This is a genomic window from Bradyrhizobium denitrificans (assembly GCF_013179005.1).
GTDB lineage: Bacteria > Pseudomonadota > Alphaproteobacteria > Rhizobiales > Xanthobacteraceae > Bradyrhizobium > Bradyrhizobium denitrificans.
In genome coordinates, this window is the sequence record NZ_JABFDP010000019.1 from 47,934 (window position 1) to 63,972 (window position 16,039).

11 protein-coding genes and 1 pseudogene are annotated in these 16,039 nt (G+C 65.9%); 9 read left to right on the forward strand and 3 right to left on the reverse strand.

The window, feature by feature from the left end; translation table 11 throughout:
- The first annotated feature begins 142 nt into the window (after nt 1-142).
- The gene (gene purB / locus HL671_RS21585) at nt 143-1,450 is read left to right on the forward strand and encodes an adenylosuccinate lyase (protein ID WP_012045296.1); all 1,308 of its coding nucleotides are present in this window, start codon (nt 143-145) and stop codon (nt 1,448-1,450) included.
- Between the two features lie 5 nt (nt 1,451-1,455).
- Here purB and HL671_RS21590 read toward each other — a convergent pair whose 3' ends face one another.
- Entirely contained in the window at nt 1,456-3,894 is a 2,439-nt protein-coding gene (locus tag HL671_RS21590) for a DUF2235 domain-containing protein (protein ID WP_148221499.1), read from the reverse strand.
- 309 nt (nt 3,895-4,203) lie between these two features.
- On the opposite strand from HL671_RS21590, the gene HL671_RS21595 reads away from it, so the two are divergent.
- Nucleotides 4,204-4,746, forward strand: coding sequence for a cytochrome b (locus HL671_RS21595; RefSeq protein WP_172238368.1), 543 nt, complete (start codon nt 4,204-4,206; stop codon nt 4,744-4,746).
- Nucleotides 4,747-4,873: 127 nt separating this feature from the next.
- Here the strand turns inward: HL671_RS21595 and ftsH are convergent, their stop codons facing one another.
- Together ftsH and HL671_RS21605 are read right to left on the reverse strand one after the other, a co-directional pair.
- Nucleotides 4,874-6,721 (reverse strand): ATP-dependent zinc metalloprotease FtsH, encoded by a 1,848-nt coding sequence (ftsH, locus tag HL671_RS21600; RefSeq protein ID WP_012045299.1) that lies wholly within the window; start codon nt 6,719-6,721, stop codon nt 4,874-4,876.
- 63 nt (nt 6,722-6,784) lie between these two features.
- Nucleotides 6,785-7,738 carry a lipid kinase gene (locus HL671_RS21605; protein ID WP_172238371.1) on the reverse strand — a complete coding sequence of 318 codons (954 nt, stop codon included), beginning with the start codon at nt 7,736-7,738 and terminating at the stop codon, nt 6,785-6,787.
- Between the two features lie 565 nt (nt 7,739-8,303).
- On the opposite strand from HL671_RS21605, the gene HL671_RS21610 reads away from it, so the two are divergent.
- The 7 genes and pseudogenes from HL671_RS21610 (at nt 8,304) to HL671_RS21640 (ending at nt 15,954) form a co-directional block, all read left to right on the forward strand.
- Nucleotides 8,304-9,281, forward strand: a complete 978-nt coding sequence (locus HL671_RS21610) for a TerC family protein (RefSeq protein ID WP_012045301.1) — start codon at nt 8,304-8,306, stop codon at nt 9,279-9,281.
- Nucleotides 9,282-9,309: 28 nt separating this feature from the next.
- Nucleotides 9,310-10,263, forward strand: coding sequence for an exopolysaccharide biosynthesis protein (locus tag HL671_RS21615; RefSeq protein WP_172238374.1), 954 nt, complete (start codon nt 9,310-9,312; stop codon nt 10,261-10,263).
- Nucleotides 10,264-10,503: 240 nt separating this feature from the next.
- Nucleotides 10,504-12,294: a CYTH and CHAD domain-containing protein gene (locus tag HL671_RS21620; RefSeq protein WP_172238377.1), complete on the forward strand. Its 1,791-nt coding sequence runs from the start codon at nt 10,504-10,506 to the stop codon at nt 12,292-12,294.
- A gap of 85 nt (nt 12,295-12,379) precedes the next feature.
- Nucleotides 12,380-12,592, forward strand: a complete 213-nt coding sequence (locus tag HL671_RS21625; protein ID WP_041750878.1) for a zinc ribbon domain-containing protein — start codon at nt 12,380-12,382, stop codon at nt 12,590-12,592.
- A 203-nt stretch (nt 12,593-12,795) separates the two neighbouring features.
- Complete coding sequence (locus HL671_RS21630; RefSeq protein ID WP_012045305.1) at nt 12,796-13,968, forward strand: M20 aminoacylase family protein; 1,173 nt, start codon at nt 12,796-12,798, stop codon at nt 13,966-13,968.
- A gap of 290 nt (nt 13,969-14,258) precedes the next feature.
- Nucleotides 14,259-15,155 (forward strand): annotated as a pseudogene (locus tag HL671_RS21635) (DMT family transporter); the annotation flags it as partial.
- A gap of 151 nt (nt 15,156-15,306) precedes the next feature.
- On the forward strand, nt 15,307-15,954 hold the full coding sequence (locus HL671_RS21640) for a hypothetical protein (protein WP_246579547.1): 648 nt from the start codon (nt 15,307-15,309) through the stop codon (nt 15,952-15,954).
- Nucleotides 15,955-16,039 lie beyond the last annotated feature (85 nt).

The window sequence follows — 16,039 nt, forward strand, 5'->3', positions numbered from 1 at the left end:
AATCCCGTTTTCAGCCACCCCACCCCGCCGTCACCCACCGTTTGTGTCGCGAACATCCCTCTGCTAAGGCACGGCGTAAAACGCTGCCGGGGCCGCTTTGGCCGCTTCCGGCCCGCCTTCCCTCCCGCCTGGAGCGCCATCGATGATCCCCCGCTATACCCGCCCCGAAATGGCCTCGATCTGGGAGCCGCAGACCCGGTTCAAGATCTGGTTCGAGATCGAGGCGCATGCGGCGGACGCGCTGGCCGAGTTCGGCGTGATCCCGAAGGACGCCGCCAAGACGATCTGGGCCAAGGCCAAGGACGCCACTTTCGACGTCGCCCGCATCGACGAGATCGAGCGCGAGACCAAGCACGACGTCATCGCCTTCCTCACCCATCTCGCCGAGATCGTCGGCCCTGAGGCGCGCTTCGTGCACCAGGGCATGACGTCGTCGGACGTGCTCGACACCTGCCTGAACGTGCAGCTGACGCGCGCCGCCGACCTGCTGCTGGCCGATCTCGACCGCGTGCTGGCCGCGCTCAAGACGCGCGCCTTCGAGCACAAGATGACGCCGACCATCGGCCGCTCGCACGGCATCCATGCCGAGCCGGTCACCTTCGGCCTCAAGCTCGCTTATGCCTATGCCGAGTTCAGCCGCGCCCGCGAGCGCCTGGTCGCGGCCCGCAAGGAGGTCGCGACCTGCGCCATTTCCGGCGCCGTCGGCACCTTCGCCCAGATTGACCCGCGCGTCGAGGAGCACGTCGCCAAGGCGATGGGCCTCAGCCCCGAGCCGATCTCGACGCAGGTCATCCCGCGCGACCGCCACGCGATGTTCTTCGCCACGCTCGGCGTGATCGCCTCCTCGGTCGAACGCTTCGCCACCGAGGTCCGCCACCTGCAGCGCACGGAAGTGCTGGAAGCCGAGGAGTTCTTCTCCGAGGGGCAGAAGGGCTCCTCCGCGATGCCGCACAAGCGCAACCCGGTGCTGTCGGAGAATCTCACCGGCCTCGCCCGCATGGTGCGCGCCTATGTGACGCCGGCGATGGAGAACGTCGTGCTCTGGCACGAGCGCGACATCTCGCATTCCTCGGTCGAGCGCATGATCGGCCCCGACGCCACGGTGACGCTCGATTTCGCGCTGGTGCGCCTCGCCGGCCTGGTCGAGAAGCTCCTGGTCTATCCCGCCAACATGGCAAAGAACCTCGACAGGCTCGGCGGCCTGGTCCACTCGCAGCGCCTCTTGATCGCGCTGACGCAAAAGGGCGCCAGCCGCGAGGACTCCTACAAGCTGGTCCAGCGCAACGCGATGCCGGTGTGGCGCGGCGAAGGTGACTTCAAGACCTTGCTGAAGGCCGATGCCGACGTGAAGAAATATCTCACGGACGCCGAGATCGACGAGCAGTTCGACCTCGGCTACCACCTCAAGCACGTCGACACGATCTTCCGCCGCGTGTTCGGCGAAGGCTGAAGAGCCTATTGCTCGGTCGCCTTCCGGCGCAGCGACACCGTAGCGCTGCCGTGGTTGTTGTCGTAGAACGCGTGCCAGAACCACGGCAGGAAGATCGAGGTGTCGTTGACATAGACGAACACCTCGCCGTTGCTGCGGGCGATGAACTCGGCGGTCCAGCGACTGGCGTTCGCCGGATCCTGCTTGAATTCCGGCAGATGCTCCTCCAGCCCGGTGCCGCCGACCCGGACGATCGGCGCGAACCAGTTCGACCAGATCAGCCGCTTGAACGGGATGCCCGGCACCTGGGCCAGCGTCCCGTATCCGAAGCCGGTGGGTGACGCCGGAATCTCGGCATCCGACCACGGCGTCGCGACATCCAGCGTGATCACATAAGTCTCGTCCTGGGCAACGCTCAGTCCGGTCGCGTAGCAGAGCTGGCTGGTCTCGAAGCCATTCTTGTAGCGCACGCTCTTCCTGGCCTCGATCGGCGTATCACCGACCTCAATGCCTTCGCCCGTCCCCTTGCAGAACAGGCCGAGCGTGTTGGCGGTGCCGAATGCGAGCCACCAGAACAGCCACCACATGATCGCGGTTGGAAAGATCCAATGCGTGAGCACGTAGAAGAACGCCTTGTAGATGCCAAGCCGTCGCAGGCGATAGACCGCGCTGTGCCAGCCGCTGAGCGCCGGAAAAGTGTGAGGCTCATGCCAGGCGATGCGCGCGACGTCGCGCAGCGATTGCTGCAGCCTCGTGCCCCACAGGCTCAGCACGGCGAGCACGATGACACCGATCAGAACGAACCCCGGGCCGTCGCGGAACGCCACGAACCAGGGATCAAGCAGCTTCGGCAGGAACGACGCCGCGGCATTGACGATCGGATTCACATAGGGACCGAAGGTGTCGTGGCCGAAGCGTGGCGCATAGATCACGAACAGGGGAATCGCCGCTACGAACAGCAGCGCGAACATCGTCGAGAAATAGACCACGCGCCGCAGCCAGACCCAGTTCCAGACGTCGTCCTGCACCTTCGATCGCGCGGCGCCCGGGTCCGCCGGGTGCAATGTATCGACCGGCGTGTCGGTCGCGTCGGTGACGCGGTAGGTCTTCGGCACCACCACCGGAACGTAGCGATCGGTGCCCGTTGCGATGCGTTCGAACACGGTGCGATGGATCGTCGGCTTTGGCGGCGGCAGCACCGTCTGCGACATGCTGGGATGCAGATCGGCGAGAATCTCGACCTGCGGATCGGGCTGTTTCCTGATCAGGCGCCAGACGCGCTTGACGTCGGCACGAAACGACAATTTGTACGGCGGCGCCGCATAGATCTCCAGAAGATTGCGCGGCTTATAGCGGTAATAGGCCGCGAGCCCCTCGCGCGAATTGTTGAGCTTGTCGTTGGCGTCAATCTCGGGGTCGTAGAGCACCCGGCGTCGTTCGTCGAGATAGATCAGGCCATACGCCTTGGCGCGGTCGAGCATCCAGTCGAGCGTCACATAGGACAGCCCATCCTGCGGATAGCCGCCGCCGATGTCGGAATGCACGCCGGTGAACCAGACCTGGCTGATGCGCTCGCGGTCGCGCGGCGGCAAATCGGTGCGCAGCCGCGGCGCCGGCTCGGCAAGCTTCGCCGCCGCGCTGCGCGGATCATGGTCGATGTCGAACAGCCAGTCGGTCTTGTCGGGCCTGCCGTCAACGACGGCCCGGGCGCGCACATAGCGCTCGTCCCAGATCACCGGCCGGAACGCGTCACGCTCCTCCTCCAATGCGAGCGCATGGCAGGCCCGATGGATCTTGGCGCTCATGAACCGGTCGGGCATCGAGAGCGGCCAGACCCAGTAGTCGATCGCCCGGATCATTTCCTCGATCGGTCCGCCATAGGCATCGACCGTGTCCCAGATGCCGACGAAGTGCACGCTCTCCACCTCGATCGGCGGCGGCTCGGGCAACAGACCGCGCCAGCTGCGGAGCTCCCGGATGCCCCAGTCTCGAATGCCGCGCAGATCGAGTCCGATCTTGCCGAGATATTTCAGGATGCCGCTGTTGTAGCGTTGGCGGTAGCGGCGATAGGCATCGCCGGCGAAGCGCGCCAGATCGGCCTCGTTGTTGTTGTAGTCGACAAGCCCCTGCCCCGCGATCATCGCCGCCACGATGCGGATGGTGAAGGCGCCGCGGCTGAAGCCGAAGCAGTAGATGCGATCGCCGGGACGGTAGTTGCGGCAGCAGAAGCTGTAGAGCGCGATCACGTTGCGCTTCAGGCCGAAGCCGAAGATGCCGCCAAGCGCCGCGAACAGCTTGAACGACGACGTACCGACGCCGTCATCATAGAATGCAATCTGCCGGCCCGGATCACGCAGGTCCAGGAGCTGGAACAGCCGCCAGACATTGGTCTTGAACACAGCCTTGGCGCTGTTGCCGGTCCCATCCGACAGCAGCACGATATTTCTCGGCGCAGCGTTGGACATGAGGCCCCCCGACCAGAATGTCGTGTCGAGCTTGGTCCCCAATTGCAGGAAAAGCAAGTCACAATCATTGAGCGAGGGGCGACACCGTCATGAGCGGCCACCGCCGGCGCGCCTCCCAATCGCGCCCGCCGCAAGGGCGGATCATGCGAGCCCTCTGCCGAGACGACCCATGCCAGGCGCATCACCCAAAAATGATCGCAAGACCTCCTCATCCAGTTGCCGCGCCGCGCGCCGTCGACCTCTGGTCCTTCGACAACGTGGACGCGTCGCTCTATCCAGGCGCCTGCTTTGTCCAGGCGAGATGCAATCGTGACTGAAACGAATAAAGCCTATGATCCCCTGCTACGATGGATCCATTGGGTCACAGCCGTGCTGTTCATCATGGCCATGCTGATCGGGCTGTATTGCGGCCTGCAGCCCGCAGGAACGTCGCCGCGCCGCGAATTGCTGGAGATCCACAAATCGCTCGGCATCACGCTGTTTCTGCTGGCGCTGCTTCGCGTGGTCGTGAGGTCGAGAACCACGGCACCGCCAGCGCCTGCCACATTCGGTCCGCTCGTCCGGGCGCTCTCACAGCTCAATCATTGGGCGCTCTATGCGCTGCTGCTGATCATGCCGGTGACCGGCTACATGTTCTCGTCGGCCGGCGGCTACTCGCTGCGCTATTTCTGGACCTTCAGCTGGCCGCGCATGTTCGCCGGCGACAAGGCGATCGCCCATGCCGGCGAGATCGCGCATGATACGTTGGCCTATCTGGTCTATCTCGTGGTCGGCCTGCACATTGCGGCGACGCTCTGGCACGCGTTCATCGTCAAGGACGAGACACTGGCCCGGATGTGGCCGCGGCGGTGAAAGGAGGTGCTGTAGCCCGGATGAGCGCAGCGACATCCGGGGGTCATCGCAGCACCGCGTGAGACCCTGCATGTCGCTGTCGCCGACGCCCTCCGGGCGTCGGCTATCGCTCATGCAGACGACGAACCTACACCGGCTGCGCCGCCGCGACGAGGTCGCCGGCGCGCTGGTCCTGCTTCAGGAGCGCGGCGAGCTCGCTTTCGTCGAGCGTCTCCTTGACCAGCAGGCGGCGGGCGGCGCGCTCGAGCACGTCGCGCTTGTCCTGCAGCAGCTTGCGGGTGCGCTCCAGCGCCGATGTCACGATCGCGCGCACCTCGGCGTCGATCGCGTCGCCGGCGGCCTCGCCATAGTCGGCGCTGCGCGAGGTGCCGGGCGCCAGGAACGACTGGTTGTCGCGCTCATAGGCCACCGAGCCGAGTTGCTCCGACATGCCGTAGCGCGTCACCATCGAGCGCGCGATGTCGGTGACGCGGCGCAGATCGTCGGCCGCCCCCGTCGACAGATGGCCATAGACCACGAGCTCCGCGGCGCGGCCGCCGAGCAGCACCGCCATCTTGTTCTCCAACTCCTCCCGCGTCATCAGGAAGCGATCCTCGGTCGGCCGCTGGATCGTGTAGCCGAGCGCGCCGACGCCGCGCGGAATGATCGAGACCTTGTGCACGGGATCGGTGCCCGGCAAGCTCATCGCGACGATGGCATGGCCCATCTCGTGATAGGCGACGATCTCGCGCTCCTTCGGATTGAGCAGCCGGTTGCGCTTCTCCAGGCCGGCCACGATGCGCTCGATCGCATTGTTGAAGTCGTCGAGCGTGACCTCATCGGCGCCGCGCCGCGTCGCCAGCAAGGTCGCCTCGTTGACGAGATTGGCGAGATCGGCGCCGGTGAAGCCCGGCGTCAGCGCCGCCACCTTCTCCGGATCGACGTCGGCGGCGAGCTTGGCCTTTTTCAGATGCACGTTGAGGATCTGGATGCGGCCCGGCTTGTCCGGACGATCGACCAGCACCTGGCGGTCGAAGCGGCCGGCGCGCAGCAGCGCCGGATCGAGAATCTCAGGGCGGTTGGTCGCCGCCAGCAGCACAAGGCCGACCGAGGAGTCGAAGCCGTCGAGCTCGACCAGCAGCTGGTTCAGGGTCTGCTCCTTCTCGTCATGGCCGCCGGCGAACGGGCCCATGCCGCGGGCGCGCCCCAACGCATCGAGCTCGTCGATGAAGATGATCGCGGGCGCCTTGGCGCGCGCCTGCTCGAACAGGTCGCGCACGCGCGCCGCACCGACGCCGACGAACATCTCGACGAACTCCGAGCCCGAGATCGAGAAGAACGGCACACCGGCCTCGCCCGCGACCGCCTTGGCGAGCAAGGTCTTGCCGGTGCCGGGCGGGCCGACCAGCAGCACGCCCTTCGGCATGCGGCCGCCGAGACGGCCATAGGATTTCGGATCCTTCAGGAAGGCGACAATCTCGCGCAGCTCGTCCTTGGCCTCGTCGACGCCGGCGACGTCCTCGAAGCGCACACCGGTATTGGCCTCGACATAGACCTTGGCCTTGCTCTTGCCGATCTGCATCAGGCCGCCGCCGAGCCCACCTGCGCCGCCCATCATCCGCCGCGACAGCCAGTACCAGACGCCGAAGAACAGCGCGATCGGCATCACCAGCGAGAGAATGTCGCCGAGAATGTTGCTCTCGACCCGGCCGGTGAAGGTGACGTTGGCCTTGGCAAGCTCCTTGGCGAACTCTTGGTCCACGCGCGTTGTCGCAAAGCGCGTCTGCCCGCTGGGCAGCGGCTCCTTTAACGTCCCTTCGAGATAGTTCTCGGAAACGCCGACCTCCTTCACCTTGCCGGCGGCCAGGAGGTCCTGGAACTGGCTGTAGGGAATCACGGCGACCTGGCGATAGCTCGTCCACGCATTGTGGATCATCATCGCGACGAAGATCGCAATGATCGCATACCAGAGATTGAAGCGGGTCTGCTTGGTCATGGGTCTCTCAACGGAGTGAACGAATAAGTAACGCGTGACCGCAGGCTGCGGATTGGCCGGCGGTCAGTTGCGGTCGTGGGATGGCGTCTCGGGCACGAACACGGTGACCGCGCGCGGCAGCACGTTGAAGCGTGCCGGAGTGAAGGTGACGAGTTCGCCATCGGCGTTGATCGGACGCGGCCGCCGGGTGCGGATCTCGAACGCGGTGTCACGCGAGGCCCGCACCTCCTGCCACAGCCCGTGGCGGCCCTTGCGGAAGTCATAGGCCATGGCCAGCAGCTTCCAGACGCGGCCGATCTCCAGCGAATAGAGATCGAGATGAGAATCGTCGATCTCCGCACTGTGCTCGACGGCCATGCCGCCGCCATAATAACGGCCGTTGCCGACCGCGATCTGCAATGTCTTCACGCGCACCGCGCCATCCGAGGACACGATCATGGCGCGAAACGGCCGCGCATTGGTGAGCACCTTGAGCGCCGTGATCGCGTAGCCGAGCCGTCCGAACCGGCGCTTGGTCTCCTTGGTCAGCTGGCGCGCGAGATCGGCGCTGAGGCCGAGGCTCGCGACGTTGAAGAACGGGTGCCCGTTGACGTCGCCGAGATCGATATTGCGGCGATGGCCGGCCGCGATCACGTCGGCCGCCGCTTCCATGTCCTCGGGCAGGCCGAGCGTGCGCGCGAGATCATTGGCGGTGCCGGCGGGAATGATGCCGAGCGGCAGCCCGGTCTTCACCAGCGCGGGTGCGGCGGCGTTGAGGCTGCCATCACCGCCGGCGATGACGACGGCGTGCGCACCGTCGGCATGGGCTTCGATCCACGGCGCGACCTCGCGCGGACTATGCGGCGCCGAGATCACGAGATCGTAGCCCGCCCCGCTCAGCCGCGACACGGCCACTCCGGCCGCCGTGCCGCCGGAGCGGCTGCCGCGGTTGATGATCACCAGCAGTCGGCGCGTTGCGACCGGCGGTCGGGACGGTGGCGCCGTCGCAACCAATACCTTCTCATCCCCCGCCGTCACGACCTGCTCCCGTACACCACATACCAGCACGCCCGGGTATCCAGGCGCGATTGCCTCACAAAGCGGCGAGCAGCCGTTCGGGTTCCATCACGATCGGCCTTGGTGCCCCGATCCGGCGACGGTCGTGCGACGTTACAAGATGCGTTGGTCGAAGCATACGGAGAGCAAGAGCAGCAAAGGTCCATGGTCACAAGCGACACGTGTGGCCGCATCTCATCAAACTCCCATTTGCGCTCCGAAGAGCGAAATACCGTCATTGGTATTTGTTACGAAAGAGAGTCCGACATCATAGCCGTGCAGACTATCAGAGGGGCCCGGATCTCCGGTTCATCACACCTAGTTCGGGTTTTCAGCGCCGCAAGACGCATGACACTCTGTCGCATTCGGTGAGGTCGCATTCGGTGGCGTCACATTCAGCGGCGCGGCCTCGCGTCCCCTTGAAATCGCGCGGCAGGCGAATACATGGTGTGGTAACCCTGGTCCGGGCCCCTCTGGTGAAGCTGCCGGTGCTTTCACGATGTCGGACCTGACGACATCAATCACACTGGCTCAAAGAGGACCCGTCGTGGATTTCCTGTTCATCGCGTTTGCCGGCAAGCCTGTCTGGATGTGGCTTGCCTTTCTCGCAATCGTGCTCGCCCTGCTCGTTTTCGACCTCGGCATCGTGCATCGCAAGACGCGCGAAATATCGGTGCGCGAGAGCCTCGTGATGAGCGCGATCTACATCATGCTCGGCCTCGGCTTCGGCGGCTGGGTGTGGTGGCAGCTCGGCGGCGAGGCCGGCACGGCCTATCTGACCGCGTTCACGATCGAGAAGGCGCTGGCGATGGACAATGTCTTCGTCATCGCGATGATCTTCAGCTATTTCGCGATCCCCCGCGCCTATCAGCATCGCGTGCTGTTCTGGGGCATCGTCGGCGTCATCGTGCTGCGCGCGATCATGATCGGTCTTGGCGCCGCGATCGTCGCCCAGGCGAGCTGGGTGCTCTACGTGTTCGCGCTCTTCCTGGTCGCGACCGGCGTCAAGATGCTGGTGTTCAAGGACAAGCCGCATGACGTCGGCTCCAACCCGGCGCTGGCCTGGATGCGGCGCCGCTTCGACGTCACCGACCGGCTGCATGACGAGCACTTCTTCGTGCGTCAGCCCAACGCCAGCGGCAAGATGACCTGGTTCATGACGCCGCTGTTCCTGGCGCTGATCCTGATCGAGTTCGCCGACGTCATCTTCGCCGTCGACTCGGTGCCCGCGATCTTCGCGATCTCGACCGACCCGTTCGTGGTCTACACCTCGAACATCTTCGCGATCCTGGGTCTGCGTGCGCTCTATTTCGCGCTGGCCGCGATGGTCGATCGCTTCCAGTATCTCAAGCTGGCGCTTGCGGCCGTGCTGATCTTCATCGGCTCGAAGATCTTCCTCGCCGACCTGCTCGGGCTGGAGAAGTTTCCGCCGGCGCTGTCGCTCGGCATCACCTTCGGCCTGCTCGGCGCCGGCATCGGCTATTCATTGTGGAAGACGCGGCCCGCGGCCGAGCAGGTGAAGTAAGGACGCGCAGAGGACACGAGGTCACGGCGTGGCGATGAACGATGGCGCATCCAATGATGAGGTCTCGGCGGCGCCACGCCGGCACAATGGCCCGATCAGCCGGCGGCTGCTCGCGATCGCGCGCACGGTGCGATCGGAGGAGCCGTCGGTCGGCGAGTTGTTCGACCGCCTGGAGTCGGAAGGGCTCGGCCTCACTTTGCTGCTGCTGACGATCCCGGCGCTGATCCCGCTGCCCGGCCCGTTCGGCATGGTGTTCGGCACCTTCGTCGCGCTGGTAGCGCTGCAGATCCTGTTCGGCGCCGAGCGACTGTGGTTGCCGGAGACGGTGCGGCGCCGGCCAGTCCCGCAGCGGCTGCTGCGCAAGGTCATCCGGGCCGGGCTCGACTGGGCCGGCTTTGCCGAGCGCGCCCTGCGCGAGGACCGCCTGGTCTGGCTGACCGGCCGCACCGCGCGCATGGTCCTGGCGCTACCGCTGCTGTTGATGGCGGTCACGATCATTCTTCCCATCCCGATGGGCAATGTAATGCCGGCTCTGGCGCTGATCGCCGCCTCGATCGGCTTCATGGCCGGCGACGGCCTGGCCGTGCTGGTGTCGATGCTGATCGCGATGGCCGCCGTGGTGTGGACGGCGGTGCTGCTCTACACCGGCGCGGCCGCAGCCGACTACGCGGCCACGCTGCTGGCGCATCTGGGCTTTCATCTGCGCAGCATGATGCAGAGTCTGGGCGTCGATCTCGGCCTCGCTGCCGGCGTTGCGACCGGGTGCGCAATCGCGGCCGGGCTCACCGCGCTGGCCTTCTGGGTTCAGGCGGCGCGTCACCGGCGCGGCCGACGCGGCCTGTTCGATCCGACGGAGGACCCGCGGGAGCGCTCGCGCGCGATGGCGCGGCGCGGGCGAGGCCTGGTCGCGGCCGCGACCATCGCCACGGGGGCGGCGGCGATCTTGATCGCCACGCGCCTGATGCTGACGGCCTGGATTTGAGCGGTCCCCCGCCAGACGCGACGTCCCGCCACAGGGGTTCTCGCGCCGCAAACATTTTTTCGTGAGGCGCCTCGCGGCCCGGCCGCAGGGCGTTGGCATTGATGGAATGAGGGAAAATCAGCTTGATGTCATATGGCATGCCAATGCCCGTCATCACGCTGAACAATTCCTGCTGTCTCATCCTGCTAATTTCGGTTATGTTTCGGGGCAACAGTCATCAAACCGTCAATGAACCAACACATGCCGGATTCGAACGCCGCGTCGATCCAAGGCAGCGATCGCGTTATGCCTGGATCAAGCGTACAAGATGCGACGAGCAGCAACGCAGACTGCACGGCGGACCCTCCAAGTGGGATTGCACCTTCCCGTCGGATCGACACTGCTGGCCAGCCGGTCTCTTTGGCTGCGGATTCGGAGGCTGCGGATCCGGCAGCTGCAGATGCGGGCGCGGCGCCTCTCGATCCCGCGCGACCCGCATTGCCCGATCCCGCAATCTCCGGCGAAGAGATCGAGCTGAAGCTGCTCGTCGTCCCCGAGCAGCTCGCCGATTTCAACAATGCGCCGATCGTCGTAGCGCATGCGCGCAACAAGGGCACGCGCAAGCATCTCACATCCGTCTATTACGATACGCCGCGACGACAGCTCTGGAAGAACGGCTTCACGCTGCGGGTGCGCCAGAGCGGCTCGCGTTTCGTGCAGACCGTCAAGTCCCAGCAGAGCGACGACCCGCTGAAGCGCGGCGAATGGGAAGCGAGCGTCACCTCGCTCGCGCCGGACACGGCATTGGCGGCGGCACTGCTGCCCGAGGAACTGCGCGCAGCCGTGACCGACTCGCCGCTCGAGCCGGTGTTCACGGCAGACGTGCATCGTCATGCGCGGCTGCTCGATCTGCCCAACGCAACCCTCGAGGTCGCCTTCGACAGCGGCGTGATCAAGGCGGGTGAGCACAGCGAGACGGTCAGCGAGATTGAGCTGGAACTCAAGAGCGGCAACCCCGCGACGATCTACGAGGCGGCGCTGCGGCTCGCCGAGCACGGTCCGGTGCGGCCCTCGATCCGCAGCAAGTCGGCACGCGGTTTCGATCTCGCCGCAAGCGTAGCGCCAGGCGCCGAGAAACCGCAGAAGCTTCATCTGGATCCCGCGGTCTCGCTGGACGAGGCCTTCGCGGTGATCCTGCGCGGCAGCTTCCATCATCTGCTGCAGGCGCTGCCGGCAGCCGAGGATGGCCGCGATCCGGAAGGCGTTCATCAGATGCGGGTGGCGCTGCGGCGGCTCCGCGCGGCGCTGCATCTGATGCGGCCGCTCGGGGTTTCGGCGACGCTGGAGAGCCTCGAGACCGATGCACGCTGGCTCGCACAGAATCTGTCCACGGCGCGCGATCTCGACGTCTTCCTGACCGAGACATTGCCTGAGATCGCCGAAGCCTGTCCGACGGTCGCCGGCTTCGACACGCTGCAGAGCCTGGCCGAGCGGCAGCGCGCGCTTGCTTATCGCAAGCTGCGCATGGCGGTCGCCGACCGCCGCTGCGCCGCCTTCGTGCTCGGTCTCGGCGCGTTGATCGCGACGCGTGGCTGGCGCAACGACGTCTCTCCAGACGAGCTTGGGCGGCTCGCGGGGCCGGCGCTCGATTTTGCCGGACACGTGCTGGCCGAGCGGCATCAGACGGTGCTCAAGCGCGGCCGACGTTTCAAGAAGCTGCCGGCCGAGCGCCGCCATCGGGTGCGGCTGGCGCTGAAGAAGCTGCGCTACAGCATCGACTTCCTGCTGCCGCTCTACGGCGCAAGCAAGCCGGCCAGGAAATATGCCAGGACCCTCGCCGACCTGCAGGAGCAGCTCGGCTATTACAACGACATGGCGGTGACCGCCGGCGTCATCGCCGATCTCGGCACGACCTCGACCGATGCGGCGATCGCCGCGGCCGCAATCACCGGCTGGCACGCCCATGCGATGGCCGGCGTCGAGCAACCGCTACGCGAGGCGTGGCGTGCATTCGCGAAAGCGCCGACTCCCTGGGGCTCCGAGGAGGCGTAGCGCCAGGGCCGCCGGCATAGTCATCATTGTGATCGCATTGATCTGCTTCAAGACGCATGATCGCGATGTGTGTCAGTGTGAACTTATGAAGATATCCAGCGTGACCTGCCCGCATTGCCATGCGGCCTACGAGATCGCCGAATCGACATCCGCCCTGGGCAGCCCCGGCCAGGCCGATTGCGGCGTTTGTGGAACGCTGCTGGTCGCGTGGGAGGAGCCGAGCCTGCGCGCCTTCCGGCTCGTGGTGCCGCCCGAGCACAAATATCCGCGCGTGCCGACCCCGTCCTGCTTCGCCTGACAGCTTCGTTCCGGAATCCGGAACGCGCAATGCGACGTGGCCCCGTTGCCGCGCATCTCTGCATGGCGCCATGGCGGGCAGCAGCTTGCCGGGATTTTTGGACCACGTCATAGTCGTCCGATCGTGCGGAGAGCCCCGCGCGGCCGTCCCTGGCCGCGTGGACCGCAGCGTCCAAATTCCACATCGCGAGCAGTTCCTTCCTCATGCCCATCCTCAACAGCATCGCCGCATTGTCAGATGAAATGGCCGCTTGGCGGCACGATTTTCACGAGCATCCCGAACTGCTCTATGAGGTGCACCGCACCGCCGGCATCGTCGCGGACCGCCTGCGCGAATTCGGCTGCGACGAGGTCGTGACCGGGATCGGCCGCACCGGCGTGGTCGGCGTGATCCGGGGCCGCAAATCGGCCTCCGGCAAGACCATCGGCCTGCGCGCCGACATGGACGCGCTGCCGATCGAGGAGACGTCGGGCGTTCCCTACGCCTCGAAGACGCCCGGCCTGATGCATGCCTGCGGTCATGACGGCCATACCGCGATGCTGCTCGGCGCTGCAAAATATCTCGCCGAGACGCGCAATTTCGACGGCACCGCGGTCGTCATCTTCCAGCCTGCGGAAGAAGGCGGCGCCGGCGGCAAGGCGATGGTCGATGACGGGCTGATGACGCGCTGGGGCATCCAGGAGGTCTATGGCATGCACAACATGCCCGGCATTCCCGAAGGCCATTTCGAGATTTCACCCGGCGCGATGCTGGCGTCGGCGGACGCGATCCACATCAAGGTCACCGGCAAGGGCGGCCACGGCGGCGCCGGTCCGCACCGGGCGGTCGACAGCATCCTGATCGCCTCGCAGATCGTCAACGCGCTGCAGTCGATCGTCGCCCGCAATGTCGACCCGCTGAAATCGGCGGTGATCTCGATCTGCTCGATCCATGGCGGCACCACCTTCAACGTCATCCCCGAGACGGTCGAGATGCTCGGCACCGTGCGCACCCTCGATCCGGACATCCGCGACCTCGTCGAGAAGCGTATCATCGAGGTCACCGAGGCCACTGCCCGGGCCTATGGCGGCTCGGCCGAGGCGATCTATGAGCGCAAATATCCCGTGACGATGAACCATGCCGCGCAGGCCGCCTTCGCTGCCGACGTGGCCCGCGACGTCGCCGGCAATGAGCGCGTGAATGACCGCGCCACGCCCTTGATGGGCGGCGAGGATTTCGCCTTCATGCTGGAAGCGCGCCCCGGCGCGTTCGTGTTCATCGGCATGGGTCCGGGCAATGAATGTCACCACCCGGCCTACCGCTTCAACGACAACATCCTCAGCGCCGGCGCCTCTTATTGGGTGAAGCTGGTCGAGAAGAGCATGCCGGCGAACTGATCGGGGGCAATCCCATCAGTTCCCCGCAGCGTCATTGCGAGGAGCCGCAGGCGACGAAGCCATCCAGGATCGTCATCCGATCGACAGCCTGGATGGCTTCGCTGCGCTCGCAATGGCGGCCGTGGCGGGCACCGGAAGCCCCACAAGCTCCGTCATCGCGAGCGTCAGCGAAGCGGTCCAGGGGCCCAGTGCACGAACCGGCATGGCCAGAACGGTTCGTTCCCTATCGAAACGTCGAGCGCGGCCGCACGGCTAGGAGAAGGTGATCCTTCTCCCGCCCGCGAGGCCACATGCAGACCCGCTCCGATCTCACCCGCGAGCTCGCCCTCCTGCTCGTGCTGTCCACCTTGTGGGGCGCCTCCTACACCTTCATCAAGATCGGCGTGGAGACCATCCCGCCGCTGACCCTGATCGCTGCACGGACCTTGATCGCAGGACTGCTGCTCGCCGCGATTATCCGCAGCCGCGGCCTCGGCTGGCCGCGCGAGCGCGCGACCTGGCGCCGCTTTCTGATTCAGGCCGGCCTCAACAGCGTCGTGCCGTTCACGCTGATCGCCTGGGCCGAGCGCACCGTCGAGGCCGGACTCGCCACGATCCTGAACGCGACCTCACCGATCTTCGCCTTCCTGCTGACGACGCTGGTCACGCGCCACGAGCCGGTCACGCGGCGCAAGCTCGGCGGCATCGCCACCGGCCTCGCCGGCACCTGCCTCATCGTGGGCGTCGAGGCACTGCACGGGCTCGGCCGCGAATGGTTGGCGCAGCTTGCGATCGTCGCCGCGACGATCTGCTATGCCGGTGCTGCGATCGTCGGAAAAGGCTTCAAGGGGCTTGACCCGATGCTACCGGCTGCAGGATCGCTGCTGTTGGGCGCCGTGGTCCTGATCCCACTCGCGCTCGTCATCGACCATCCCTGGACGCTGACGCCGTCGCTGCGCTCGGTGCTGGCGCTGGTCGCGCTGGCGACCGTCTCGACCGCCGCCGCGATGGTGATCTATTTCCGCCTGGTGCAGACCCTCGGCTCGATCGGCGCGACCGCGCAATCCTATCTGCGCGTGCCGATCGGCGTGGCGGTCGCCGTGACCGCCCTTGGCGAGCACCTCGCGACAACCGCCTGGATCGGCCTCGCCTGCATCGTCATCGGCGTGGTCGCGATGGCGCTGCCGGCGCGCAAGGCGGCGAGGAACGAGCCAGCCAAGGTTGACCGCGGACGTCTGCGCCACTTAGAATCGGACGGTAATGCTGGATCGCTCTATGCAATGCATCTTCGTCATGGCTCTCGTCGCGCTGGCGGCCGCGATCGTTCCTGCTGCCGCATCGGCCGATATTCCCTACGCGATGTCGGAGCATCCATCGCAGGATGGGCGCTGCAAAGGCGATCCCGGCAAGGCTGATCTCGATCGTGATGAGCAGGCGTGCCTCGATCAGCTCAAGGATATCGTCAGGCGCCACGGCAAGGCGCTGGAGGTCACGTTCAGAGACGGCTTCACCCGCAGCTACGTGACACGGCTGCCGGACGATCTGCCGGGCCACGAGGGCAACTCGGTCGAGTACAAGCTCGTCGGCTATTTTCCGGAGCATGGACTGCTGCTGATCGAGATCGGCTATTGGGAAGGCGTCGAATGGATGCTGCTACGGCTCGACCGCGGCACGGAGACCAAGATCCATTCACCGCCGCATTATTCGCCCAGCCATCGCTGGCTGTTTTCGGTCTGCTCCAGCGACGGCCCGTCCGGCTGCGGCAACGGCATGGACATCGTCGCCGCGCCGTTCGATCTCAAGATGCATGGCTGGAACTATCTCGTTCCCGACGACGATTACACGCTTTATGAGTTCGCCGGTTGGGACGGTGACGACCGGGTCAAGCTCGTCGCAACCTTCAAGGTCGGCGCAGAGATGAAGCCCTTCCCCGCCTCGATCGAACGGGTCAACGGCGCCTGGCAACTCAAGCTGCCCAAGCAGCACCGGCCACCACCGCGCCGCTAGCCTGATGCGACGGAAAGCACGTCGAGCGCACAAGCGCAGCGACGTGCGGAGATGGTCTCCCCGGGGTCGTCTCGCTCGCCCGGGC

What these genes read in the sequence shown, in the direction of transcription:
- HL671_RS21590 (WP_148221499.1), bottom strand. Translation starts at nt 3,894, where the DNA reads ATGTCCAACGCTGCGCCGAGAAATATCGTGCTGCTGTCGGATGGGACC.
- HL671_RS21630 (WP_012045305.1), top strand. Translation starts at nt 12,796, where the DNA reads ATGCCCATCCTCAACAGCATCGCCGCATTGTCAGATGAAATGGCCGCT.
- HL671_RS21625 (WP_041750878.1), top strand. Translation starts at nt 12,380, where the DNA reads ATGAAGATATCCAGCGTGACCTGCCCGCATTGCCATGCGGCCTACGAG.
- HL671_RS21640 (WP_246579547.1), top strand. Translation starts at nt 15,307, where the DNA reads ATGTCGGAGCATCCATCGCAGGATGGGCGCTGCAAAGGCGATCCCGGC.
- ftsH (WP_012045299.1), bottom strand. Translation starts at nt 6,721, where the DNA reads ATGACCAAGCAGACCCGCTTCAATCTCTGGTATGCGATCATTGCGATC.
- purB (WP_012045296.1), top strand. Translation starts at nt 143, where the DNA reads ATGATCCCCCGCTATACCCGCCCCGAAATGGCCTCGATCTGGGAGCCG.
- HL671_RS21620 (WP_172238377.1), top strand. Translation starts at nt 10,504, where the DNA reads ATGCCGGATTCGAACGCCGCGTCGATCCAAGGCAGCGATCGCGTTATG.